This window comes from Pseudomonas sp. 14A (assembly GCF_018132745.1).
Taxonomy (GTDB): Bacteria; Pseudomonadota; Gammaproteobacteria; order Pseudomonadales; family Pseudomonadaceae; genus Aquipseudomonas; species Aquipseudomonas mercuritolerans.
Window position 1 is genome coordinate 822,074 of sequence record NZ_JAGRQJ010000003.1, and the last position, 25,085, is coordinate 847,158.

15 protein-coding genes are annotated in these 25,085 nt (G+C 60.5%); 7 read left to right on the top strand and 8 right to left on the bottom strand.

The window, feature by feature from the left end; all coding sequences use genetic code 11:
* Nucleotides 1-14: 14 nt before the first annotated feature.
* Nucleotides 15-7,871, top strand: coding sequence for a retention module-containing protein (locus tag PS14A_RS06410; protein ID WP_212615554.1), 7,857 nt, complete (start codon nt 15-17; stop codon nt 7,869-7,871).
* 232 nt (nt 7,872-8,103) lie between these two features.
* Here the strand turns inward: PS14A_RS06410 and PS14A_RS06415 are convergent, their stop codons facing one another.
* The 3 genes from PS14A_RS06415 to PS14A_RS06425 form a co-directional block, all read right to left on the bottom strand.
* The gene (locus PS14A_RS06415) at nt 8,104-10,365 is read right to left on the bottom strand and encodes a cytochrome D1 domain-containing protein (RefSeq protein ID WP_212615555.1); all 2,262 of its coding nucleotides are present in this window, start codon (nt 10,363-10,365) and stop codon (nt 8,104-8,106) included.
* A 127-nt stretch (nt 10,366-10,492) separates the two neighbouring features.
* The gene (locus tag PS14A_RS06420; RefSeq protein ID WP_130909958.1) at nt 10,493-10,888 is read right to left on the bottom strand and encodes a YbaN family protein; all 396 of its coding nucleotides are present in this window, start codon (nt 10,886-10,888) and stop codon (nt 10,493-10,495) included.
* Between the two features lie 10 nt (nt 10,889-10,898).
* Complete coding sequence (locus tag PS14A_RS06425) at nt 10,899-11,486, bottom strand: YecA family protein (RefSeq protein WP_212615556.1); 588 nt, start codon at nt 11,484-11,486, stop codon at nt 10,899-10,901.
* A gap of 405 nt (nt 11,487-11,891) precedes the next feature.
* Between PS14A_RS06425 and recQ the strand changes: the two genes are divergently transcribed.
* From recQ to PS14A_RS06440, 3 genes are all read left to right on the top strand, one after another.
* A complete protein-coding gene (recQ, locus tag PS14A_RS06430; RefSeq protein ID WP_212615557.1) occupies nt 11,892-14,021 on the top strand; it encodes a DNA helicase RecQ in 2,130 nt (709 codons plus the stop codon).
* A 315-nt stretch (nt 14,022-14,336) separates the two neighbouring features.
* Complete coding sequence (locus PS14A_RS06435; protein WP_016771142.1) at nt 14,337-14,771, top strand: MarR family transcriptional regulator; 435 nt, start codon at nt 14,337-14,339, stop codon at nt 14,769-14,771.
* A 127-nt stretch (nt 14,772-14,898) separates the two neighbouring features.
* Nucleotides 14,899-16,704: a FimV/HubP family polar landmark protein gene (locus tag PS14A_RS06440; protein ID WP_212615558.1), complete on the top strand. Its 1,806-nt coding sequence runs from the start codon at nt 14,899-14,901 to the stop codon at nt 16,702-16,704.
* A gap of 127 nt (nt 16,705-16,831) precedes the next feature.
* Here the strand turns inward: PS14A_RS06440 and PS14A_RS06445 are convergent, their stop codons facing one another.
* Nucleotides 16,832-19,021: a patatin-like phospholipase family protein gene (locus PS14A_RS06445; RefSeq protein WP_212615559.1), complete on the bottom strand. Its 2,190-nt coding sequence runs from the start codon at nt 19,019-19,021 to the stop codon at nt 16,832-16,834.
* Nucleotides 19,022-19,092: 71 nt separating this feature from the next.
* Here PS14A_RS06445 and PS14A_RS06450 point away from each other — a divergent pair, with 71 nt between their 5' ends.
* Complete coding sequence (locus tag PS14A_RS06450) at nt 19,093-19,380, top strand: SelT/SelW/SelH family protein (protein WP_016771139.1); 288 nt, start codon at nt 19,093-19,095, stop codon at nt 19,378-19,380.
* On the opposite strand, the gene PS14A_RS06455 is transcribed toward PS14A_RS06450, so the two are convergent.
* On the bottom strand, nt 19,374-20,267 hold the full coding sequence (locus PS14A_RS06455; protein WP_212615560.1) for a DMT family transporter: 894 nt from the start codon (nt 20,265-20,267) through the stop codon (nt 19,374-19,376). The two genes, PS14A_RS06450 and PS14A_RS06455, sit on opposite strands and share 7 nt — an antisense overlap.
* 217 nt (nt 20,268-20,484) lie before the next feature.
* Between PS14A_RS06455 and PS14A_RS06460 the strand changes: the two genes are divergently transcribed.
* Complete coding sequence (locus PS14A_RS06460) at nt 20,485-21,300, top strand: UDP-2,3-diacylglucosamine diphosphatase (protein ID WP_137216256.1); 816 nt, start codon at nt 20,485-20,487, stop codon at nt 21,298-21,300.
* A 110-nt stretch (nt 21,301-21,410) separates the two neighbouring features.
* Here the strand turns inward: PS14A_RS06460 and PS14A_RS06465 are convergent, their stop codons facing one another.
* Both PS14A_RS06465 and PS14A_RS06470 read right to left on the bottom strand, forming a co-directional pair.
* Nucleotides 21,411-22,001, bottom strand: a complete 591-nt coding sequence (locus PS14A_RS06465) for an HD domain-containing protein (RefSeq protein ID WP_056783723.1) — start codon at nt 21,999-22,001, stop codon at nt 21,411-21,413.
* A 14-nt stretch (nt 22,002-22,015) separates the two neighbouring features.
* Nucleotides 22,016-22,327 (bottom strand): DUF962 domain-containing protein, encoded by a 312-nt coding sequence (locus PS14A_RS06470; protein WP_130910813.1) that lies wholly within the window; start codon nt 22,325-22,327, stop codon nt 22,016-22,018.
* A 165-nt stretch (nt 22,328-22,492) separates the two neighbouring features.
* Between PS14A_RS06470 and PS14A_RS06475 the strand changes: the two genes are divergently transcribed.
* The gene (locus PS14A_RS06475; RefSeq protein WP_202883387.1) at nt 22,493-23,554 is read left to right on the top strand and encodes an AraC family transcriptional regulator; all 1,062 of its coding nucleotides are present in this window, start codon (nt 22,493-22,495) and stop codon (nt 23,552-23,554) included.
* Here PS14A_RS06475 and PS14A_RS06480 read toward each other — a convergent pair.
* The gene (locus PS14A_RS06480; protein ID WP_039761072.1) at nt 23,511-24,965 is read right to left on the bottom strand and encodes a TrkH family potassium uptake protein; all 1,455 of its coding nucleotides are present in this window, start codon (nt 24,963-24,965) and stop codon (nt 23,511-23,513) included. The genes PS14A_RS06475 and PS14A_RS06480 overlap by 44 nt on opposite strands.
* Nucleotides 24,966-25,085: the final 120 nt, after the last annotated feature.

Sequence of the window (25,085 nt, forward strand, 5' to 3'; positions counted from 1 at the left end):
GCGGAGGATTTCACATGGCAGCGCTCATCGGTACGGTCACAAAAGTCATTGGTCAGGTGTTCGCTCAGGCGAGCGACGGCATCAAGCGTCCGCTGTTCGAAGGCGATCGTTTGTACGCTGGCGATCAACTGATCACCGGCGCGGAAGGCGCGGTGGCAGTGAAACTGCAAAACGGCGAGGAATTGACCCTCGGCCGCGGCAGCAGCATCACCATGACCGGGCAATTGCTGGCCGACCAGGCGGTGCCGGTGAACGTCGACGAAGCGCAGACCCCGAGCCAGGCGCAACTGACCGATGTCGAGCAGATCCAGCAAGCCATCGCCGCCGGTGAAGACCCAAGCAAAACCGCCGAAGCCACCGCGGCTGGCCCCAACGCGCCCACCGGCAATACCGGTGAACTTGGCGGCGGGCACAGTTTCGTTCTGCTCACCGAAGTCGGCGGCCGAGTCGATCCGATCATTGGTTTCCCCACCGCTGGCTTCAACGGTATTCCCGAATTTCCCGAGTATCGTCGCGATGCGGACATCGACAATGGCGACGACACGCCAGCGCCAGTCGTGGTGCCACTGCCACCGGTGAACAATCCGGTTATCCTCAACGGCCTCAATGGAGCGGATGGCGAACTCAACCTCAATGAAGCCAATCTGCCTGACGGTACAGCGGCCAATCCAGGCGCGCTGACGCAAAGTGGCAGCTTCACGGTCTCGGCAGCGGATGGTTTGAACAGCCTGAGCATCGGCGGCATCAACGTGATTGTTGGCGGCGTGCCGATCGGCTTTCCCCAGTCGATCACCACGCAACTGGGCAACACCCTGACCATCACCGGTTATAACGCGGCGACCGGCACGGTCAGCTACAGCTACACCCTCAACGGCAACGAAACCCACGCGGCCGGCGACGGCGTGAACAACCTCAGCGAACAGTTCACAGTGATCGCCACCGACAGCAACGGCGACAGCGCCACTGGCACGCTGGATGTGAATATCACCGACGACGTGCCTAAAGCGTTTGACGACGCCAACGGCATTGCCTCGGAAACCGTGCTGACCCTGACCGGCAATGTCCTCACCAATGACATACAAGGCGCCGACCGTGTGCCCACCGGCCCGGTCACCCCCGGCACGTTCACCGGTACGTTCGGTACTTTGGTCCTGAACGCCGACGGCACATACACCTACACCCTGAATACCAGCGACGCCGACTTCAAAGCCTTGACCGGCGGCGGTAACGGAACCGAAACCTTCGCCTACACCATCACTGATGCCGACGGCGATAGCAGCAGCGCCAATCTGGTTCTGCAGATCCACAACAACGACGATCCAGTCACCATCGATGGCCTGAACGTCGCCGGTGGCGAGCTGACGATCTACGAAAAAAACCTCAGCGACGGCAGCGCCCCGGATGCTGGCGCGCTGACGCAAAACGGCACGTTCACCATCACCGCACTGGACGGCGTCACAACGCTGACCGTCGGTGGAATTGCCGTGGTGAACAATGGCGTCGCCGCAGGTTTCCCGCAATCGATCACCACGCCGCTGGGCAGCACGCTGACGATTACTGGTTTCAACGCTGTAACTGGCGTGGTCAGTTACAGCTACACCCTGGCTGATAACGAAGCGCATCCGAATGCCAACGGCGCCAATGATCTGCCTGAGCAATTCGCGGTCACGGTAGTCGATGACAACGGCACCACCGCCACCGGCACGCTGGACGTGAACATCGTCGACGACCTGCCGAAAGCCAACGATGACAGCAACGGTACCGCCTCGGAAAGCCAACTGACCCTGACCGGCAACGTCCTGACCAACGACGTGCAAGGTGCCGACCGCGTGCCTACCGGCCCGGTTACTCCGGGCACTTTCACCGGCACGTTCGGGACGTTGGTTTTGAACGCCGACGGCACTTATACCTACACGCTCAATACCAGCGACGCCGACTTCAAAGCCTTGACCGGCGGTGGCAACGGCACAGAGACCTTCGCCTACACCATCACTGATGCCGACGGCGATTCCAGCACTGCCAATCTCGTTTTGCAGATTCACAACAACGATGATCCAGTAATCATCGATGGCCTTAACGTCGCCGGTGGCGAGCTCACGGTTTACGAAAAAAACCTCAGCGACGGCAGCGCCCCGAACCCTGGCGCGCTGACACAAAACGGCACGTTCACCATCACTGCACTGGACGGCGTCACCACGCTGACTGTCGGCGGCATCGCCGTGGTGACCAATGGCGTCGCAGCAGGCTTTCCGCAATCGATCACCACGCCACTGGGCAGCACGCTGACCATTACTGGTTTCAACGCTGCAACCGGTGTGGTCAGTTACAGCTACACCCTGGCTGATAACGAAGCGCATCCGAACGCCAACGGTGCCAACAATCTGCCTGAGCAGTTCGCGGTCACGGTAGTCGATGACAACGGCACCACCGCCACCGGCACGCTGGACGTGAACATCGTCGACGACCTGCCGAAAGCCAACGATGACAGCAATGGCACAGCGTCAGAAACTCAATTGACACTGACCGGCAATGTCCTCACCAACGACGTGCAAGGTGCCGACCGCGTACCAACAGGTCCAGTCACGCCGGGTACTTTCACCGGTACTTACGGCACGTTGGTGCTGAACACCGACGGCACCTACACCTACACCCTGAATACCAGCGATGCCGATTTCAAAGCCTTGATCGGCGGCGGTAACGGCAGCGAAACCTTCGCCTACACCATCACTGATGCCGACGGCGATAGCAGCAGCGCCAACCTCGTTCTGCAGATCCACAACAACGACGACCCGGTGCTGCTCAACGGCCTCGACGTCAACGGTGGCGAACTCACCGTCTACGAAAAAAACCTCAGCGACGGCACCAGCCCGAATTCCTCGGCGCTGACTCAGAGCGGCACCTTTACCGTCAGTGCCCTCGACGGTCTGCAAACTCTCACCGTGGGCGGCATCAACGTCATCACTGGCGGAGTGGCCGCAGGCTTCCCGCAATCAATCGTCACCCCGCTGGGCAGCACCTTGACCATCAGCGGTTATGACCCGGCGACCGGCGTGGTCAGCTACAGCTACACCCTGGCCGACAACGAAGCTCATCCAACCGCCAACGGCGCCAACAGCCTCACCGAGAACTTCGACGTCGTCGCGACTGACACCGACGGCAGCACCGCCAGCGGTCAGATCAACGTCAACATCGTCGACGATTTGCCGACCGCCCATGCGGACGCGGCTTCGGTGGCTGAGGGCGGCACCGTCAGCGGCAACGTACTCAACAACGATATCGGCGGCGCGGATGGTCCTGCGGTTACCGGTGCAGTGGTCGGCGTGCGTGCCGGTGCCGACACCTCGACTTCGGCCATCGGCGGGCTCAATTCGCAGATCAACGGCACCTACGGTTACCTGACTCTCGACGCCAACGGCAACGCCGTTTATCACAGCAATCCGAACACGGTGAACGGCCCGGGCGCGGTGGATGTGTTCACCTACACCGTGCGCGATGCCGACGGTGACGAAAGCACCACGACCATCACAATTGACGTCTACAACAGCTGCCTGAAAGCCGTCAGCGACACTGACGTCACCGTCTACGAAAAGGCCCTCGACCTGAACAAGGATGGCCAGGATCTGGCGGCGGGCAGCGTGGTCGGCAGCGATCCGAACAGCCCTGGCGAAACCGCTTCCGGCACCTTGGTCGGCTCGGTCACCGGTGCGGTCGGCGCGATCAGTTATGCGCTGGTCGGCAGCGCCACCGGCACTTATGGGCAGATCGTCCTCAACGCCAATGGCACTTACACCTACACGCTCACTTCGCCAGCGACCACCACGCCGCACGCCGACGATGGCGCCAACAGCCTGAGCGAAACCTTCACCTATCAGGCCACCGATTCGCTTGGCAATGTCGTCACCAGCAGCATCGTTGTCAGCATCGTCGATGACGTGCCGAAAGCGCTGAATGACAGCAATGCCGACAACGCGACCGAAGCCCAGCTGACCCTGACCGGCAACGTTCTCGACAACGATGTGCAAGGCGCCGACCGCGTCGCTAGCGGCCCGGTGACTGCCGGTACTTTCACTGGCACTTACGGCACGCTGGTGCTCAACGCCAACGGCACTTACACCTACTCGCTGGACGCCAATGACGCCGACTTCAAAAACCTCCACGGCGGCGGCAACGGCACTGAAACCTTCACCTACACCATCACCGATGCCGACGGCGACACCAGCACCGCCAACCTGGTGCTGAACATCCATAACAACGACGATCCGGTGTGCCTCGACGGCCTCGATGTGAAGGGCGGCGAGATCACCGTCTACGAGAAAAACCTCAGCGACGGCAGCAGCCCCGACACCTCGGCGCTGACCCAGAGCGGCAGCTTCACCGTCACTGCGCTTGATGGCCTGCAAACCCTCACGGTCGGCGGCATTGCGGTGATCAGCAATGGCGTCGCCGCCGGTTTGCCGCAATCGGTGGTCTCGCCACTGGGCAGCACCTTCACCATCACCGGTTACGATCCGGCCTCCGGCGTGGTCAGCTACAGCTACACCCTGGTCGACAATGAAGCTCATCCGAACGCCAACGGTGCCAACAGCCTCAGCGAGAGCTTCGACGTGGTCGCCACTGATACCGATGGCAGTACCGCCAGCGGTCAGATCAACGTCAATATCGTCGATGACCTGCCGAGCGCCAATCCGGATGCGGCTTCGGTCGCGGAAGGCGGCACCGTCAGTGGCAACGTCTTCGCTAACGATAGTGGCGGCGCTGACGGTCCGGCGGTTTCCGGTGCCGTGATCGGCGTGCGTGCCGGTGCCGATACCTCCACTTCAGCCGTCGGCGGTTTGAATTCGCAGATCAATGGTACCTACGGCTACCTCACCCTCGATGCCAACGGCAACGCCATCTATCACAGCAATCCGAACGTGGTGAACGGCCCGGGCGCGGTGGATGTATTCACCTACACCGTGCGCGATTCCGACGGCGATGAAAGCACCACCACCATCACCATCGATGTGCATGACAGCTGCCTGGTCGCCGTCAGCGACACCGACGTCACCGTCTATGAAAAAGCCCTCGACCTGAGCAAGGATGGCACTGACCTGGCCCCCGGCACAGTCACCGGCAGCGATCCGGGCAATACCGGCGAAACCGCCAGCGGCACGCTGGTCGGTTCGGTCAGTGGCGGCAGCGGCGCGATCACTTACACCCTGGTCGGCAACGCCACCGGCAGCTACGGACAACTGCAGCTCAACGCCGACGGCACCTACACCTACACGCTGACGTCGGCAGCGAAAACCGCGCCGAGCGCCAACGACGGGCCGAACACCCTGAGCGAAACGTTCACCTACAAAGCCACCGATGCACTGGGCAACAGCACCACCAGCACCCTCGTGGTGAACATCGTCGACGACGTGCCGAAAGCCGTTGCCTCGGATCGCTCGGTTACCGCAGTGGAGATCGATTCGAACATCCTCATCGTCCTCGACATCTCCGGCAGCATGGCCGATCCCTCTGGGGTGCCGGGCCTGTCGCGGCTGGCACTGGCCAAGCAGGCCATTGGCGCCTTGCTCGACAAGTACGATGATCTGGGCGATGTGAAAGTGCAGTTGGTGACGTTCAGCAGCAATGCCGCCGACCGCACCACGGTGTGGGTCGATGTCGCCACCGCCAAGACGCTGCTTGCCGGTCTGAATGCCGGCGGCGGTACCAACTACGATGCCGCCGTGGCGGTGATGCAGACCGCGTTCAACACCTCGGGCAAGCTCACCGGGGCGCAGAACGTCGGCTACTTCTTCTCCGACGGCAAGCCCAACGAGGGCGACATCGGCACGGCTGACGAGGCCGCTCTGAAAAACTTCCTCGATGCCAACAACATCAAGAACTACGCCATCGGCCTGGGTGACGGCGTAAGCAATGCCTACCTCGATCCGCTGGCCTACGATGGCATCAGCCACACCAACACCAACGCCGTGGTGGTCACCGATCTCAACCAGCTCAACTCGGTGCTGTCCGGCACTGTTCAAGGCGCGCCGGTCACCGGTTCGCTGCTGGGTGACGGTGGTTCGTTCGGCGCTGATGGCGGTTTTATCAAGTCGATCATGGTCGACGGCACCACCTACACCTACGATCCGAAAGCCCTCAGCGGCCAGGGTTCGTTGACCGCGAGCGGCGGCGCCAACCACGGCACCTTCAATACCGCCAACAACTCCGTAAGCATCGCCACCAACAACAGCGGCACGCTGGTGGTCAATCTCGACACTGGTGAATACAGCTACACCTCGCAGAAAACCACCGCAGTGGTGATCACCGAAAACATCGGCTTCACCGTGAGCGACAACGACGGCGATCTGGCCAGCTCAACGTTGACCGTGAAAGTGATTCCCAACGCGCCGCCAGTAGCGATGGACGATCACGTCATCACCAACGTGCTGTCGGGCAACATCGTGGTGCCAGGTGAGCTGTTGCTGGCCAACGACACCGATCCGAACGGCGACAGTCTCAGCGCCACGCCAACCAGTTTCAACACCGGATGGGTGCCGAAAGCGGCGGACTTCACCGGCAGCGGCCTGATCGGCTTCACTAACCAGAGCAACAGCGCGGCCAACCAGAACCTGGCCAACGTGCGCAGCGCCTTCAGCGCCAATGCTGCGACCATGACTGCCGTGCTGGTGGTCAGCGGTTATCTCGGCATGGTGAGCAACAGCAATGCCAACGATGAAGACCGCATTACCGTGAACCTGCGCCAGGGCGAAACCCTCAACCTTGATCACAATCTGGACGCCGGTCGGATCAGCATGGAGTACTCGCTCAACGGCGGCGCCTACACCGCGCTGGCGGACGGGCAAACGCTTACCGCCTCGGCGGACGGCGTCTACCAGATCCACATCACCAATATTGGTAACAGCGGCGGCAACCCCAACGCCGCGGAAAACTACCAACTGACCATGACCCTCAACTACGCCGGGGTCCATGACATCACACCGGACTACCACGGCACTTACACCGCCAACGACAACCACGGCGGCAGCGACACGGCCAACGTCAGCATCAGCTATCAGGACGGCCACACCCTGACCGGCACTGCTGGGGACGATGTGTTGGTAGCGGGCAGCGGCAACAATGTGATCAACGCCGGCGAAGGCAACGACGTGCTCACCGCAGGCTCCGGCGATAATGAAATGCACGGCGACGGCGGCAACGATTTGCTCTACAGCGGTGCCGGCAATGACCTGCTCGACGGCGGCACTGGCAGCGACACCGCCAGCTACGCCCACGCCACGGCCGCCGTCACCGTCAACCTCGGCCTGCTCGGTGCGCAAAACACCCTCGGCGCCGGCACCGACACGTTGACCGGTATCGAAAACCTGATCGGCTCGAACTTCAACGACAGCCTCATCGGCGACGGCAACAACAACGTGATCAACGGTGGCCTCGGCAACGACTTCCTCAATGGCGGCGCTGGCGATGACTTGCTGATCGGTGGCATGGGCAACAACACGATGACCGGCGGGGCAGGGGCCGACACCTTCCAGTGGCTCAAGGGCAACAGCGGCCACGACCTGATCACCGACTTCACCCCCGGCACCGACAAACTCGACCTGTCGCAACTGCTGCAAGGCGAAAACGCCAGCACCGCGTCGCTGGACGACTACCTGCACTTCACCGTCAGCGGCAGCGGCGCCTCGGTGATGACCAGCATCGACGTCAGCGCCATGGCCGGCGCCACGCCGAACCAGACCATCGACCTCGCCGGCGTTAACCTCGCCAGCCACTACGGCGTGACACCGGGGGCGGGCGGCATGGTGGCTGGGGGGCATGACACGGCGACGATCATCAGCGGGATGCTTAATGATCATTCGTTGAAGGTGGATACGGTTTGACCTGATGTCTGAAACGACAAAACCCGCCGCCCCGGTTGAAGGGGCGGCGGGTTTTTTCCGTCTGTAGACATGTACTGTCTGCCAGTCAGCCTTCGCGGGCTCGCCCTAGAAGAAGCCGGAATTGACACCGCAGGACTCAGCTGAATGTCATCACAATTGCGGCAATTCCAGATTATCCAGCACCCGATTCACCGCCAGCATGTCCAGCATTGCTGCCGCGGTCTTGAGTCCGTCAGCCGAGTTTCAGCACGGCAATCCGACTGTTGGAAGTGTTGCACACGAATGCTCTGCGCCCGTCAGCGCTCAACGCGATGCCGTACGCGGTACCTCCGCCCAATGGCAGGGTGCGAACCACTTCCTGACGTGAAAGGTCGATCACCGAGACCGAGCCGGACTCATAGTTTGTGACGTAAGCGAATGTCCCTTCTTTGTTAATCACGATCGCGTAGGGTTTTCGCCCGACCGGAATGTATTTCGCAACACTCATCGACGCTGTATCGATAACGGCCACTTGGCCTGTGAAGTAGAGCACAACATAAACAAAGCGCGCGTCGTTGCTGGAGGCAACGGATACGGGAGTTGATCCCGAGGGCAGATTGATTCGGTTGATCACACGCAGGCTGGCAGCATCGATGATATCCAGTCTGGCAGCCGTGCCGTTGTATGAATTAACGGCGACATACAGGCGTCTGCCATCGGCGCTGAAACGCAACGATGAAGGGCTTTGCGTGATTGCAATGGTCGCGATTTTCGCTGCTGTCGCTGCGTTGAAAACATGAATGTTTCCCCACTCCCACGTGCTGACCCACACCCTGGAGTTGTCAGGGCTCACCGCCGAGACAAAGGCGAGTTCGCTGGCAACCGAGAGTTTGCGCATGACCGATTGCTGAACTAAATCGATTTCATAAACGGTGTTATTCCGGTTAGTGGTGTAGGCACGGGTTCCATCAGGGCTGACAGAAATAGTATGCGGACCAATTTCAATAGGTATGTTCCTGATGGCTTGAAGTTTCTGTATATCAATTACCGCGACAGAATTTGTATACGGAAGAGGTGCGTAAAGGTATTTACCGTCAGGTGTTACCTCGATATCAAATGGCGGGCTGTTCATTTCTATCCAGTCAACCACTCCCGGCTCGTCCACTTCTATAGTCGTTGTGGCCGTTTGCCCTTCGCTGCTGGCGGTCAATGTATGGCTGTCCGCCCGCCCCGCTGCACGTACGTCCCCGACAGTGACAATACCCAGGCTATCAGTGGTGAATGCTCGTGCGCCGGTCCCGCCATCGCCATAGGAGAATCCGACGGGAAGGGTGACCACTACGGTCTTCCCGGTCTGAGGGCTGCCATTGTTCAACAGTTCAAGACTGATATCCGTGATTAGGCAATCCGTTACCGCTGAATAGGGTGCATTCCTGAAGTTCAGGTTCAAGCGCGGTGCGGGTATCCGCACTCGCAAAATGGGAGAGAGGTGCTTTACGCCATTGCTGGTCAATTCACATTGAAGTCTGAGGATTCTGCCCTGATGTGCTATTAGCAATGCAGCATCAAGTTTAAAGTTTGCGCGCTTGTTCTTGTTCAATTTAAGTGATGCAAACGGTGGGGTGCCAGGTAATGCGTTGAGCGCCGTTAGCTCAACAAGATCGCCCTCATTTGCCGCTTTAGCTTCAAACCGAGCGATTGCGCCATTCGGATCAATCGGTACAGGGATCGGATTGTCAGGCGGTACTAATACAAGAGTGCTGATCAGGTCCTTCTGGGCGAGACGAATCTCGAGCGTCTGCTGCTCAGAGGCCCCCAAGTTACCCAGTTGATCTGTTACCACGAATCTGACCTGAACCGTGCCATCGGCGATGCCATCGAAGTCGGTAGGGTACAACGTTTTGATCAGCGGCTTGGCAGGGGCGGTGACGTCTACAGGAAATGTTTTTTCACCGATCTGAAGCACCAAGCGATCATTGAGGTCTCTCGGTGTATATCTGAACTCGAACTTGATACCGTTCGCTGCCAGTTCAGCAGTAACGCCGTTTTCAATCACCGCCGGCGGAATCACCAACTCGAGGTTGGCATGTGAGCGCTGGTAATAAAGCACGCGCAAAACGTCCGATGGCTGCTCGTTACCACTGATCCGTTTCACCAAATAATGAATCGTGTTGACTCCATTCACAAAACATTCTTGTGGTGCGTAGAGAGGAACTCGTTTGTCCTCCTCACCCGGAAAGACCGTGGCGCTGTCGACGGGATTTCCGTTGACATACAAATCCACCGTATCGAACGCGGCCATGGGCTGGGCGTTTCGGCGTTGCAGTTCAGTCCATGGATCCACCACACACAGCAGGCGTTTTGGGTCACCGACAAAAACACGTCTGGCAACACCACCGTCAGCGGGGTCGGAGGAGTTTACTGGTGTAACCCAGCCAGGTACGAAAACCGGATACAGTTTGAGGATTTCAATAAATTCGTCAGACTGGATGTCTATGTCGGACTGAATATGCATGGCGCGCTCCTGGCCGTTCAAGGCCGGCAATTTGGTGTGAGCTATCTCACACCTGCCGGAGGACGTTGCCTACTGTCATATCTGACAGGTGAGCCTTGTTTTCAGATGAGCGGTCGACTTGAGCGCGTCAGGATTTGCGCAAGGTTTTCTGCCGAAGTATGTAAACCGTCACCAACACCGCACTGGTCAGCATGAACCCTCGCGCCCAAACCAGCGGCACCAGATAGCACGAGAACAGGATGCTCGCCCACATCAGCCCGATCGCGTAGACCTTGCCTTTGAGCGGGATGCCGTTGCCTTCGAGGTAGTCGCGAATCCATGGCCCGAGGCGTGGGTGTTCGACCAGCCAGCGATAGAAGCGTGGTGAGCTGCGCGCGAAGCAGGCTGCGGCGAGCAGGAGGAAGGGGGTGGTGGGCAGGACCGGCAGGAAGATGCCGATCACCCCCAATGCCACGCTGAGCCAGCCGATGGCCAGCAGGACGTAGCGCAACATCAGGGGGCGGTTGCCTATGGGGTTGTCCATAGGCCGGGTCTTAGTGGTGACGAGGCTTGAGGATCGCCGGTTTATCGTCGGGGGCCTGGCACAGCAGGTACAGCGCGGTCAGGGCTTCCGGGATCTGCACGATCATGTCGTCCATCAGATTGGCGTCCTTGGCGATGTCTTCGAACTCAGGCTGTTCGTCGAACAGGCCGGAGCCGACCATGATCGGCAGGAGCATTTCGCTGACTTCTTCTTCGGCGGTTTCGAACCAGGCCGCTTCGCGCAGGAACACGCCTTCCATGAAGCCGATGCACCAGCCACGCAGTTCGGAGTCGTCCGGCTCTTCGCCCAGATCCAGTTCGCACGGCAATTCGAATTCTTCATCCGAGGCCAGTTGGCGAGCGATGTGCGCTTTGAGGCCGATCAGTGTGGCTTCGATTTCGGCACGCTGGGCTTCGTCGGTGTAATGCGGCTCTTCGGCAAACAGAGCGTCGATCCACTCGCGCTCCGGAACGTCTTCGGAGCAAATCGACAGCGCGGTCAGGTAACCGTGGGCGGCGACGTAATCCAGCGCCTCGTCGTGCAGCTCGTCGGCGTCGAGGAAGACTTGCAGGCGGGTCAGTTGCTCAGCGAAGGACATTACGGGGCTACCTTGGGGAATAAACAATGCGGGAATTCTAGGCCTTCTTGCGCGCTCTAGCCAGCCGCTTGGCAGATTTGCCCGAATTACCGGCCTTACTGGAAAGATGAATAACCCTGTGGGAGCGAGCCTGCTCGCGAAGGCGGTGTATCAGGCACTTTTGCATCGACTGACAGGTCGCTTTCGCGAGCAGGCTCGCTCCCACAGGGTTTTGTGTGTGGCAGGTTTACCAGTGTCTTCTCAGCGGCACCCTCTGCGGCGAAGGCCTCGGGTATACTGCCGCGTTTTGCGATCCCTGCCGGCGCTGCGCTGGTCATGCAATGTGTTCTTACGTTTTGTTTAAGCAGCCGAAGCTGCTCTGAACCAGCCTGAGCAGGGATGTATCGGTAGATTTTTGGAGTTTTTATGCTCGAACAGGCTCAACGCGTCCTCAAGGACATCTTCGGCTACGACAGTTTCCGTGGCCGTCAGGGTGCGATCATTGAGCGCGTGGCCAGGGGCGGTGATGCGCTGGTGCTGATGCCTACCGGTGGCGGCAAGTCGTTGTGCTTCCAGGTGCCGGCGCTGTTGCGTGAAGGTCTGGCGGTGGTCGTGTCGCCATTGATCGCGCTGATGGACGATCAGGTCGCCACCCTTGAAGAACTGGGCGTTGCCGCCGCTGCACTGAACTCCACACTGAGCGCCGAGCAACAGCGCGATCTCGCTCTGCGGATCAAACGCGGCGAAGTGAAAATGCTCTATCTCGCACCGGAGCGTCTGGTGCAGCCGCGCATGCTGGCATTCCTGCAAAGCCTGGAAATCGCTTTATTCGCCATCGACGAAGCGCATTGCGTATCGCAATGGGGCCACGATTTCCGCCGCGAATACCTGCAACTTGGCCAATTGGCAGAGCTGTTCCCCAACGTTCCGCGCATCGCTCTCACCGCGACCGCCGACAAGCGCACCCGCGAAGAAATTGTCGATCGCCTGCACCTGCAGAACGCCGAACGCTTCCTGTCGAGTTTCGATCGCCCAAACATCTTTTATCGCATCGTGCCCAAGGAACAGCCGCGCAAACAGTTGCTGGCGTTCCTCGCCGAGCGGCGCAGCGATGCCGGCATCGTGTATTGCCTGTCGCGCAAGAAGGTCGAAGAAGTTGCGGCGTTCCTCAGCGAACAGGGTTTCCCGGCGCTGCCGTATCACGCCGGTCTGCCCAATGATCTGCGCGCCTATCACCAGAAACGCTTCCTCAATGAGGAAGGCCTGATCATGGTCGCGACCGTGGCGTTCGGCATGGGCATCGACAAGCCCAACGTACGCTTCGTCGCGCACCTCGATCTGCCGAAATCCCTTGAGGCGTATTACCAGGAAACCGGGCGCGGCGGCCGTGACGGTCTGCCGGCGGATGCGTGGATGGCCTACGGTCTGCAAGACGTGGTGATGCTCAAGCAGATGCTGCAGAACTCAGAAGGCGACGAACGGCATAAACGTCTGGAGCAGCACAAGCTCGACGCCATGCTCTCGCTGTGTGAAGAGACCCGCTGCCGCCGCCAGGCGTTGCTGGCCTATTTCGATGAAGACATGCCCGAGCCATGCGGGCACTGCGACAACTGTGTCGACGGCGTGCAGACCTGGGATGCCACCGAGCCTGCACGTCAGGCGTTGTCGGCGATTTTCCGCACCGGCCAGCGTTATGGCGTCGGGCATCTGGTCGACGTGTTGCTGGGCAAGGACAACGAAAAAGTGCGCAGCTTCGGCCATCAGCATTTGTCGGTGTTTGGCGTGGGCAAGGCGTTGAGCGAGAGCGAGTGGCGCTCGCTGTTCCGCCAGTTGGTGGCGCGTGGCTTGGCCGATGTCGATCACGAGGGTTATGGCGGTCTGCGCTTGAATGACAGTTGCAGGCCTTTGCTCAAAGGCGAAGTGAAGTTGGAACTGCGCCGCGACCTGAAACCGCAAGTCACCGCCAAGACCGGCAGCAAGAGCCAGGCCAGCCAACTGGTGCGCGGCGAAGAACGCGAACAGTGGGAAGCCTTGCGCGCTCTACGGCGCAAGCTTGCCGAAGAACACGGCGTGCCGCCATATGTCATCTTCCCCGACTCGACGCTGTTGGAAATGCTCCGCAGCCAACCGACCTCGCTGGCGGAAATGGCCCGGGTCAGCGGCGTCGGCGCGCGCAAGCTGGAGCGCTATGGCGAAGCTTTCCTCGAAGTGCTCGGCGGCGAGGCCGAGGCGCCGAAGGTGGTCGCCGATGTCCGTCACGAGCTGATCACCCTGGCCCGCGCCGGCATGACCCCGCTGCAGATCGCCGGGCAGTTGCAGTGCTCGGAGAAGAACGTCTACGCCATGCTCGCCGAAGCCATCGGCAAGCAGCAGTTGTCGCTGGAGCAGGCGCTGGACTTGCCTGAGGAACTGATGGGCGAAGTGCAGGACGCGTTCCTCGATGGTGAGGGCGAGTTGCCGTCGGTCGCTGAAGTGGCTGAGCTGTTTGCCGGGCGTGTGCCTGAAGGCGTGCTGTATTGCGTGCGGGCGGCGTTGCAGTCTGAATTCGAGATGTAATCTGGCCCGACCCCTCACCCTCACCCCAGCCCTCTCCCCGAGGAGAGGGAGCCGACCGCGGTGTCTGGTGTCATATGTCGACCCGCAAAATCGAGTCGATTATGGATTCAGCACAGCGCTTTGACGTTGGCGAATCTCAAAAGCATCCCCCACTCAGTGCCCTCTCCCTCTGGGAGAGGGCCAGGGTGAGGGGCTTTTGATCTTCGCGCAGTTGTAACGATTCAGTACAGAGCGACTCTTGCCTATAACTGCCGCCCATGCTTAGCTGACTAATAATTAGATTTTCCGTATTTTCAGTCTAACCGTGAGTGTTTTATGCCGTTAACCGATCAACATCGCTTTGGTATGCAACTGGCCCAGATGTCTCGTGGCTGGCGTGCCGAACTGGATCGTCGTCTCGCCGGGCTGGGCCTTTCACAGGCGCGCTGGCTGGTGCTGCTGCATCTGGCGCGTTTTGAAGAGGCGCCGACCCAACGCGAACTGGCGCAGAGTGTCGGCGTCGAAGGCCCGACCCTGGCGCGCTTGCTCGATAGTCTGGAGAACCAGGGACTGGTGCAACGCCAATCCGTGATGGAAGACCGTCGGGCGAAAAAGATCGTTCTCTGCGCACCTGCGCTGCCCCTGATCGAACAGATCGAAACTATTGCCACGCAGCTGCGCCACGAATTGTTCGAAGGCGTCGACGAGGCGGATTTGAAGGTGTGCATGCGCGTGCACGGGCACATTCTGGCCAACCTGGAAAAATCTTGAGGCACATCCCGGCAGCGATTTTTTGAGAGATCGCGCTGAGCGGACTATAAGAACTACTGGGCAATATCGTGTTCGTACCGGATGTGCGAACGCATAGAAACCGGTTTTGCTTATTTAAGGGATGCTCATGCTCGCAAGTCGGCACGTGCTGCGCGGGGGCGCCAAATGGCTGCTGCTCGCTGGCGTATTCAGCTATTCGACCTGGTCGATGGCGTTGGGGTTGGGCGAAATCACTGTTCACTCAGGCCTCAATCAGCCGTTCAAGGCCGACATCGCGCTGGTCGATGTCGGCACTTTGACGCAAAACGATCTCTCGGCCAGCCTGGCCTCGGCCGATGAATTCGGCCGGGCCGGCGTCGAGCGGGTGTTCTTTCTCAACGATCTCAAGTTCACTCCGATCCTGCGCGGCAGCCGCCAGATGATCCGGGTGACCTCGGATAAGCCGGTCAACGAACCCTTCCTGAATTTCCTCGTGCAACTCGATCAGCCCAACGGCCGTCTGCTGCGCGAGTACACCGTGCTGATCGATCCGCCGGGCTCGCCTGGCATCGTGCCCGCCACCGACGAGCCGGATCCTCGCCCGCAATCTTCTGAATTTCCAACCGTCGAACCGGTTACCGCGCCGCCCCAGGCTGCCCAGGGCAAACGCACTGCCGCGCCTGCGCCGCCAACGCCAGCGGCAGTTGCCAACGATGCGCAGGCCGAGCAACTGGCCGCCAGCGTGCTGCTGACCCAGCAGTTGCAAAAGACCATCGACGAACAGAACCTCAGGCTGCAAGAACAGCAAGTGCAGATTGCCGACGGCAAGAAGCAGATCGACGACTTGCAAACCCGCTTGGCCGAAGTGCAGAAAGCACCGCCACCGCCCGTAGTCGCGCCGGTTCCGGTCGCTGTTTCAGCTCCGGTCGAGTCAACAGACGAGGGGCTGAACTGGCCATTGCTCGGTGGACTGATATTGCTGCTGGGGGTGCTGGCAGCGTTGCTCATACGCCGCCGTCAGCAACGTTCGACAGCAGATGGCACGGCGCTGCCGCTATTGCCGGTGAGCGCCGAAGACGACGTCGATGAGCCCGAACTGCAACAATCCGTCGGGTCGCACGCGGGCGCCGATCATCGCGACGAACCCGGTGCCGGCGACGTGCTGGAGGCCGTGGGCATCTATCTGGCCTACGGCCGCCTCAGCGAAGCCGCCGGCATGTTGCGCGATGCCTTGCACAAGGAACCGGAGCGCACCGATCTTGGTTTGCAGCTCCTTGAAGTACTGGGGCGGCAGGGCGACAGCGACGCTTATGAACAGCAGGAAAAACATCTGCGTGCCCTCGGTGTTGATGACCGCGAACTGGTCGAAGCACGCGCTCGCCATCCAAGACTGGCGGGCGCCGCATCGGCGTTTGCAACACCGCCAGTGGCGCCCGAGCTGCCCGTGGCCACGGCAGCGACCGTCGGTGCGCCGCTCGCATCGACGCTCAGCCCCGCGGAGGATGATTTCGAATTGAATCTGGGCGAGCTGTCGATGGATTCAAATTGGGATCTCAACGACAGCCGCGTCGATTCCGCCGCACCGCCGATCGATGATCCGGAACTGGGCACCAGCCTGTCAGTGCTGCCTGTCGATTTTGAACTGCCACAGGCTGCATCTGGCGAAGAAGCCGAACTTGAATGGATCCCCGAGCCCCACGCCCAGCCGCTCGACGATGACTTCCTCAATGAGTTCGGCGATCCCGAGACGTCGCTGGTGCTGGAACCTCTGGATCTGCAATTACCCGAGTCCACCGAAACCGAAACCGAAGCCGCCGGCAAGCTCGAACAGGCGCAAACCTGTATCGACGACGGCGACATCGACAGTGCGATCGCGCTGCTCAATGAGTTGCTCAGGGAAGGGGACGAGCCGTTGAAGCAGACGGCAAGGACGTTGTTGGCGGGGATTCGCTGAGCGCCAACGGATTCGGGTTCATCCTGGACCGCTTTCGCGAGCAGGCTCGCTCCCACAATGGAATGCGCTCTCCCTGTGGGAGCGAGCCTGCTCGCGAAGGCGTCAGGTCGGCCAACACCGTCTCACGTCAGAACGTCTGCCCCAGATTCAGATAAACCGCCTGCTCATCCGCATCATTCAACCCATACGTGAAATTCAACGGCCCCAGCGGCGTGTCGAAGCCGATAAACACACTCGCGGCATTGATGTAGCCGCTGTCGAATTCATTGTCGTTGTTCCACGCCCGACCGCGCTCCAGCGAGGCGCCGGCGTACAGCGGGAAGTCCAGTGGCAGGTATGAGCGCGGCGTCAGGCGACGGTAATACACAGCGCGCATCAGGCTGACGTTCTGCCCGGACAGCGCATCCTCACGGAACCCCGACAACTGCCGCGCGCCGCCGAGCAGGAAGCTCGAAGTCACCACGTTGGCATCGTCCAGCGTCCGACCGTAGCGCCCGCCGAGTATCAGCGTATCCGGCCCGTGGCTCATGGCCTTGTCGAAATTCACTTCCCATTGACGATAGCGCGTGTCCGAGCTCAGTCCCGGTTCGAATTGCGTAAAGGTCAGGCTGACGTCCTTGCCCTCGTGTGGAAAGTAGACGTTGTCCAGAGAGTCGTAGGAATACTTCACGGTGTAGAAGCCTTCGTTGAAACTTTCGCTCGGCAGATCCTGATCACCGATGCGCACGTCAGCCTTGCCCCAGGCCTGCCCAACGCCGAGTCGCACTTCACCGTTGTTGCCGATCTGTCGCCCAAGGTTGAGGCCGAAGCCGTAACGCTCGACGCGATACTGCGCGATCGGATCGTTATCCAGCACCGAGTCAACGTTCTGCGCCTCGAACGACCCATAGGGCGCGACGAAGTAGCGAGAGCCGACGTCCAGCGGCTGATAGAACTCGCTGTAAAGCTCCTGCTTGTCGCCAATCTGCGCCCGGGTCAGCCATTCCGCGCCGAGGCGGTTGATGCCGTTGACGCGGTAACTGGCGCCGAGGTTGAAAGCACTGTCGCCGCGCATGTCGTCCGACAGGTTGAGGCCGACCCGCAAATAATCGGTACCGCTGCGCTTGCCGCTGGCACTGATGACCAGGGTGTGATCCTGGCCTTTGTGCACCACGCGGTAACGCACTTGATCGAAGTAATCGAGACCGTACAACGTGCCCATGTCCGAATGCAGGCGGCCCAGGTCCAGCGGCGCGCCGATCGGCTGGCGGATGTAATAGCGAATCACGTCATCGTCGACCTTCGAATCGTTTTCGACCCGGATTGCGGTAATGATCGGCGTTCGCTGTCCGGGCTGGCGCGCGGCGTTGAGTTCGGCGTCCTGGGTTTCAGTGGGCTTGAGTTGCGCCAGGCGTGCGTCGAGGATGCGCGTGGCGCGGTAGCCGGCATCGATCATCTCCTGAGCCTTGCCGAAATCGGTCACGCCGAACGCGGCCAGCGCAGGCTGAATCAGCACATCGTCAGCATGCAGAGTGGCCAATTGTTCCTCGGAATTGCGCCGGGTCATCAGGGTGATCGACTGGTTGAGCACATCCACCACCGTGGTCAGCTGCTTGCGGTTACGCAGCGGCGTGCCGATATCGACGACGATGGCGATGTCGACGCCCATTTCTCGTGCGACATCCAGCGGGATGTTGTCGGTCATGCCGCCGTCGACCAGCAGGCGCCCGTCGAGCTCGACCGGGGCGAACACCGCCGGGATCGACATGCTGGCGCGGATCACCTGCGGCAGGTGACCTTTGCGAAACACCACTTTTTCGCCATTGGCGATGTCGGTGGTCACCGCGCGAAACGGGATCGGCAGCTTGTCGAAGTCGCGGGTGTCGCTGGTGTGGGCCAACAGGCTTTCCAGCAACAGCGCGAGGTTCTGGCCCTGAATTACGCCCAACGGCAGGCCGAGGCTGCCGTCGTCGCGAAAGCTGAGTTTCTGCTTCACCAGAAAGTCGCGGTCGTCCTGCTTGCGGCGAAATGGCACGTCCTCACGCGGCGGGGCGTCGGACAGCGCCGCTTGCCAGTCGATGCTCAGGGCGAGTTTTTCCAACTCGTCAATCTTGTAACCCGAGGCGTACAGGCCGCCGACCACCGCGCCCATGCTGGTACCGGCAATCGCATCGATTTTGACGCCTTGTTCTTCCAGTGCCTTGAGCACGCCGATGTGCGCCAGCCCGCGTGCAGCGCCGCCGGACAGCACCAGGCCGACTTTCGGTCGTGGCGCTTCACTGGCGTGAACCAGCAGGGGAAGGAAACCAAGCAGCAGGCAGAGCAGCAAACGGCGCATTGTGAGTCTCGGGGCAAGCGGTAAAGCCGGCTATTATAGCGGCGCCCTCTGTCTCAGGAGTTTCAGCGATCATGACCGTCGCCAAAGCCGAAGTTGTCATCACTTATTGCACCCAATGCCAGTGGCTGCTGCGCGCGGCGTGGCTGGCCCAGGAGCTGCTCAGCACCTTCGCTGACGACCTGGGCAAAGTGTCATTGGTGCCGGGCACCGGCGGGGTGTTTCACATCACCTGCGCGGGCGTGCAGATCTGGGAGCGCAAGGCCGACGGTGGTTTCCCCGAGGCCAAGGTGTTGAAACAGCGGGTGCGCGATCAGATCGATCCCGACCGCGACCTCGGTCACAACGACCGCACTCAGTGAGAGGCGGCCTCGGCGGCGACGGTTTTCTTGTCGGCCGAGCCTGACATCCGCGCCGACACCACGATCGCGACGATGATCAGCGCGCCGCCGATGAGCATGCGCAGGGTCGGGGTTTCACTGAACAGCAGCCAGGCGATGGTGATGCCGTAGACCGGCTCCATGGCGAACACCACCGCCGCCGTGCGCGCTTTGATCACCGCCAGACTGGCGACGAACAGGCTGTGTGCCACGCCCGTGCAGAACACCCCGAGCAGGGCGATCCACAACCAGTCCAGCGCTCGAACCTGACTCAACTGCGGCGCCGCGACCGGCAACAGACACAACGCCACGACGACGTTCTGGTACAACGCCGCCTGCACCGCCGGAATGCGCCCGGAGCTGGCGCGGTTGGTCAGCGACAGCAGGGAAAACAGCAGGCCGGAAAGTACCGCCCAGAGCAGGCCGACGGTGGCGCCGTTGGCCAGATCGAACGCCGGGGTTACCAGCACCAGACCGATGCTGACCAATACCACCAGGAGAATTTCATTGGCGCGGATGCGTTCGCGGAAGATCAGCCCTTCGAGAATCACCGTGAACGCCGGGAAACTTGCAAAGCCCAAGGTGGCAATGGCTACCCCGGCGATCTTCACCGAAACAAAAAAACTCACCCAGTGCCCGGCCAGCAACACACCACTCAGCGCCAGGCGTCGCCAGTCCACTGCTTGCAGCTTTTGCCAGCCGCTCTGGCTGGCGAATCGAGCGAAGAAGGCCAGGGCAAGCACGGCGAAAGCAGCGCGGCCGAACACGATGACCGCCGGCGATGCGGCAGCGAGTTTGCCGAACACACCGGTCAGGCCGAACATCAAAGCGCCGATGTGCAGGGCGCCGAGGGCGGTACGCGGAGTCATTGCAATCCTTAATCCAGACACAGTTTTGATCGTTCCCACGCAGGAGCGTGGGAACACTCATCAAAAGAGCGCCAGTCTAAAGCGCTGTCGCCGTCGCGTCTGTCATCCGATTCCTCAATTTTTCAACGATGTGCGCTGTCACACGACTGACTCGCGCCTGTCACGGGCGATTAACGGCGCGCGCGCAAGCTGGCGAAAACATCGCAGAGGGTTGCCCATGACCAGCGCCGAGCTCGCCCGACCCAGTCGCAAACAACGGGTGCGAACCCTGTGGATCTCCGATGTGCACCTGGGCACGCGGGATTGCCAGGCCGAGCACTTGTCGCAATTTCTCAAGGGCTACCACGCCGACAAGGTCTATCTTGTCGGTGACATCATCGACGGCTGGAAACTGCGCAGCGGCATGTACTGGCCGCAAGCCCACACCAACGTCATCCGCCGACTGCTGACCATGAGCAAGCGCGGCACCGAAGTAATCTACGTCACCGGCAACCATGACGAATTCCTGCGGCGCTATTCGAAACTGATTCTGGGCAATATCCAGTTGGTCGACGAAGCTGTGCATGTCACTGCCGATGGCCGGCATTTGCTGGTGATTCACGGCGACCAGTTCGACGTGATCACCCGTTATCACCGCTGGCTGGCGTTTCTTGGCGACTCCGCCTACGAATTCACCCTGACGCTCAACCGCTGGCTCAATCACTGGCGCGCCCGTTATGGCTACGGTTACTGGTCGCTGTCGGCCTACCTGAAACACAAGGTCAAGACAGCGGTGAGTTTCATCAGCGACTTTGAAGAAGCCATCGCCCACGAATGCGTGAAGCGCGAACTGCATGGCGTGGTTTGCGGACATATCCACCATGCCGAGATTCGCAAGGTGGGGGAGGTGGACTACCTCAACTGCGGCGACTGGGTCGAGTCGTGCACGGCGCTGATCGAGCATTGGGACGGCACGATCGAGCTGTATCGATTGGCGGATGCGCAGGCGCGGGAGGCGGAATTGAAAGCTGCCAAAATTGCCGAGATCGCCTGAGCGAAAAAGCACCCTGTGGGAGCGAGCCTGCTCGCGAAGGCGTAGCGTCAGACGAAACTTCTGTGCCTGATACAGCGCTTTCGCGAGCAGGCTCGCTCCCACATGTGTTCTCAGGCCGGGCTGTGTTCTTGCATCGCGGCTTTGTAAATCGAGTTCTTCGGCTGCGCAAACAGCCTTTCCATCATCGGCTCGAAGAAACTCAGCGGCAGCGTGTCATACGCCGGATCAAACGCCGCCGCGTCGTATTTGGCGCAGAACTCGGCAGTGGCGTGGAACTGCGGATGATCCTTGAATTGCTCGCGTAAATGCCGGTCCATGCCCAGGTGATGAAAGAAGTAATAGCCCTGAAAGATGCCGTGCTTCTCCACCATCCACAGATTTTCCGCACTCACGAACGGCTTGAGAATCGCTGCGGCGATGTCCGGATGGTTGTACGAACCGAGGGTGTCGCCAATGTCGTGCAACAGCGCGCAGACCACGTATTCCTCGTCACGCCCGTCGCGAAAGGCGCGGGTCGCGGTTTGCAACGAGTGGGTCAGGCGATCCACGGGGAAACCGCCGAAGTCGCCCTCAAGCAGCTTCAGATGCGCGAGGATCCGCGACGGCAGCTGTCTGGCATAGGCACTGAAATCAGCGGCGATGATCGCCCAGTCTTCCTCGGTGCCGTCCTTCATATGGGTGAAGCGAGCATGGGCATTCATGGGCAGACCCTCATTCAGAACGCCACGCGACCGAGAATCATGTCGCGGTACATGACGAAATCGCCGAGCAGGCTGTACAGCGGATGCTGAAACGTCGCCGGGCGGTTTTTCTCGAAAAAGAAATGGCCGATCCAGGCAAAGCTGTAACCGGCCAGAGGTAGCGCGAGCAACAGCAGCCAGGCGCTTTTGGCGATGCTGAGCGCGAGAATGAAGATGACCAGAGACGTGCCGATGAAATGCAGACGACGGCAGGTACTGTTGCTGTGCTCGGCGAGGTAATACGGGTAGAACTCGGCGAAGCTGTTGAACTGCTTGATGTTTTCCACGACCGCGCTCTCTGTGGTGATTGTTCTGACGACAAGTTGTGCGTCGGGTAGCTTATTTGAGTCTAGAGTGATCATTGGCGTGGGCCAGTGACAATCGGCGCCACTTTAGTATCCTTCGCAAATAGGGCGGTTATCTGCAGCCCGTCATGTAAAAGAATAACAACCATGAGCGAACGAACGACTTCTGCAAGCTGGGCGATGGGGATTGTCAAAGCACTGGAGATGGACGGCCTGGATTGCCGGGTTCTGTTCAAGCAACTGGGGTTGGACTTCAGTGCCCTCGAAGATCCGGATGCGCGTTTCCCGCAGGATTCCATGACCCGGCTCTGGCAGCGCGCGGTGGAGGTTTCCGGCAACCCGGCGATCGGCCTGAACATGGGCAAAGTGGTGCGCCCGGCATCGTTTCACGTTGCCGGCTATGCGCTGATGTCGAGCAATACCCTGGCTGAAGGCTTCCAGCGTCTGGTGCGCTATCAACGTATCATTGCCGAAAGCGCTGACCTGAGCTTTCGCCTGCTCGATGAAGGCTACGCGCTGATTCTCACCGTGCACGGCGATCATCTGCCGCCGACCCGGCAGAGTGCCGAAGCGTCACTGGCCTGCGCGTTGGCGCTGTGCGGCTGGCTGACCGGGCGTCCGCTGCACCCGGTCAAAGTGCTGGTTCAGGGCGATCAGCCGACAAATCTGCAACCTTATAAAGAAGCCTTCCACGCACCGCTGGTGTTCAACGCGCCTTACGATGCGTTGATCTTCGAACGTGCCGATATGGAGGCGCCGCTGCCGACCGCCAACGAAGCCATGGCGCTGTTGCATGATCGCTTTGCCGGGGAATATCTGGCGCGGTTTTCCGAAAGTCGCGTGACGCACCGGGCACGGCAGGTGCTGTGTCGTTTATTGCCCCAGGGCGAGCCCAAGCGTGACACCGTGGCGCAGACGCTGCACCTGTCGCAGCGCACTTTGCAGCGGCGCTTGCAGGAGGAGGGCACCAGTTTCCAGCAGTTGCTCGACGACACCCGCCGTGAATTGGCCGAACAATATCTGGCGCAACCGAGCATGACCTTGCTGGAAATCGCCTACCTGCTGGGCTTTGCCGACCCGAGCAACTTCTTCCGCGCCTTCCGCCGCTGGTTCGACACCACACCCGGCGAGTACCGCTTGCGCCTGACGCAGGTGCCGGACGCGGTCAATGACGCCAGAACGCCGGAATACACAGCACAAACACCGTAATGATCTCCAGTCGGCCGAGCAGCATGCCGAACGACAGAATCCACTTCGCCGCATCCGGCAGCGTCGCGAAGTTGCCGGCCGGACCGATGGTTTCGCCCAGACCCGGGCCGACGCCGGACACGGTGCTGGCGGCGCCGGTCAGTGCGGTCATCCAGTCGACTCCGAGCAGCGACAGCAGCAGGGCGATCACGCAGATGGTGATGGCGAAGAAGAACGAGAAGGTCAGGATCGAACGGACAATTTCTTCGTCGAGGCGGTGACCGTTGTACTTCTGCTTGATCACCGCGCGCGGGTGGATCAGCTGATTAAGGTTGGCCTTGAGCAGGATATAGGCGACCTGGAAACGGAAAATCTTGATGCCGCCCGCCGTCGAACCTGAGCAACCGCCGACAAAGCCCAGGTAGAAAAACAGCATCAGCGAGAAGTTGCCCCACAGGCTGTAGTCGCCGAGGGCGAAGCCGGTGGTGGTGACCACCGAGGTCACGTTCAGCGCCACATGACGTAGCGCCTCCAGCCAGTGCAGTTTGGTGGTCCACCAGTACCAGGTGCCGAGCACCAGCCAGGTGACCAGCAACATCGCCAGCAAACCCTGCACCTGTTGATCGCGGATCAACGCTTTGCGATTGCCGCGCAGCGTCGCCACGTACAGGGTGAACGGCAGGCTGCCGAGGATCATGATGACGATCGCCACCCAATGCACCGCCGGTTGCGTCCACTTCGCCAGCGACTGGTCGGAGGTCGAAAAGCCGCCAGTGGAAATCGCCGACATCGCGTGGTTGATCGCATCGAACGGGCTCATCCCGGCCCACCAGAATGCCAGGCTGCCGAGAATGGTGATGCCGACGTAGGCCGCCACGATCAGCCGAGCCACCATGTGCGAACGCGGCATGACCTTTTCCGAGCGGTCCGAGGATTCGGTCTGGAACAGGCGCATGCCACCGATGCGCAGCAGCGGCAGAATCGCCACCGCCATGCCGATAAAGCCGATGCCGCCGATCCAGTGCAGCAGCGACCGCCACATCAGAATGCCCGGCGACATGTTGTCCAGGCCGTTGAGCACGGTGGAACCGGTGGCAGTGATGCCGGACATGCTTTCGAAAAACGAGTCGGTGTAGCTGATGTGCTGGGTCAGCAGAAACGGCAGCGCGGCGAAGATGCACACCACCAGCCAGCTGCTGACCGTCAGCAGATACATGTCGCGCGGGCGCAGATGAATGTGTTCCGGTCTGCCGGGTATCACCAGAGCGAGGCCGGCGACAAAGGTGATCATGCTCGCCCAGAGGAACGACGGCAGATCGCTGGTGCGCTCGAAAATCACCAGCGTGGCCATCGGCACGACCATGGCCACAGCCAGGGTGATCAGGAAGATGCCGATGATGAAACCAATGATCCGTAAGGTCGGCAACGCCATGAAATCCGCTCGGGCTGGTGGGAGAAGGGCGCCATTCTACCTGCGGGGCAAGGCATGTAAACCGGCAGGCGCTGCGCAGATGAAGCTAGAATAGCCGCACATTTTTCAAAGGAGGTGGCC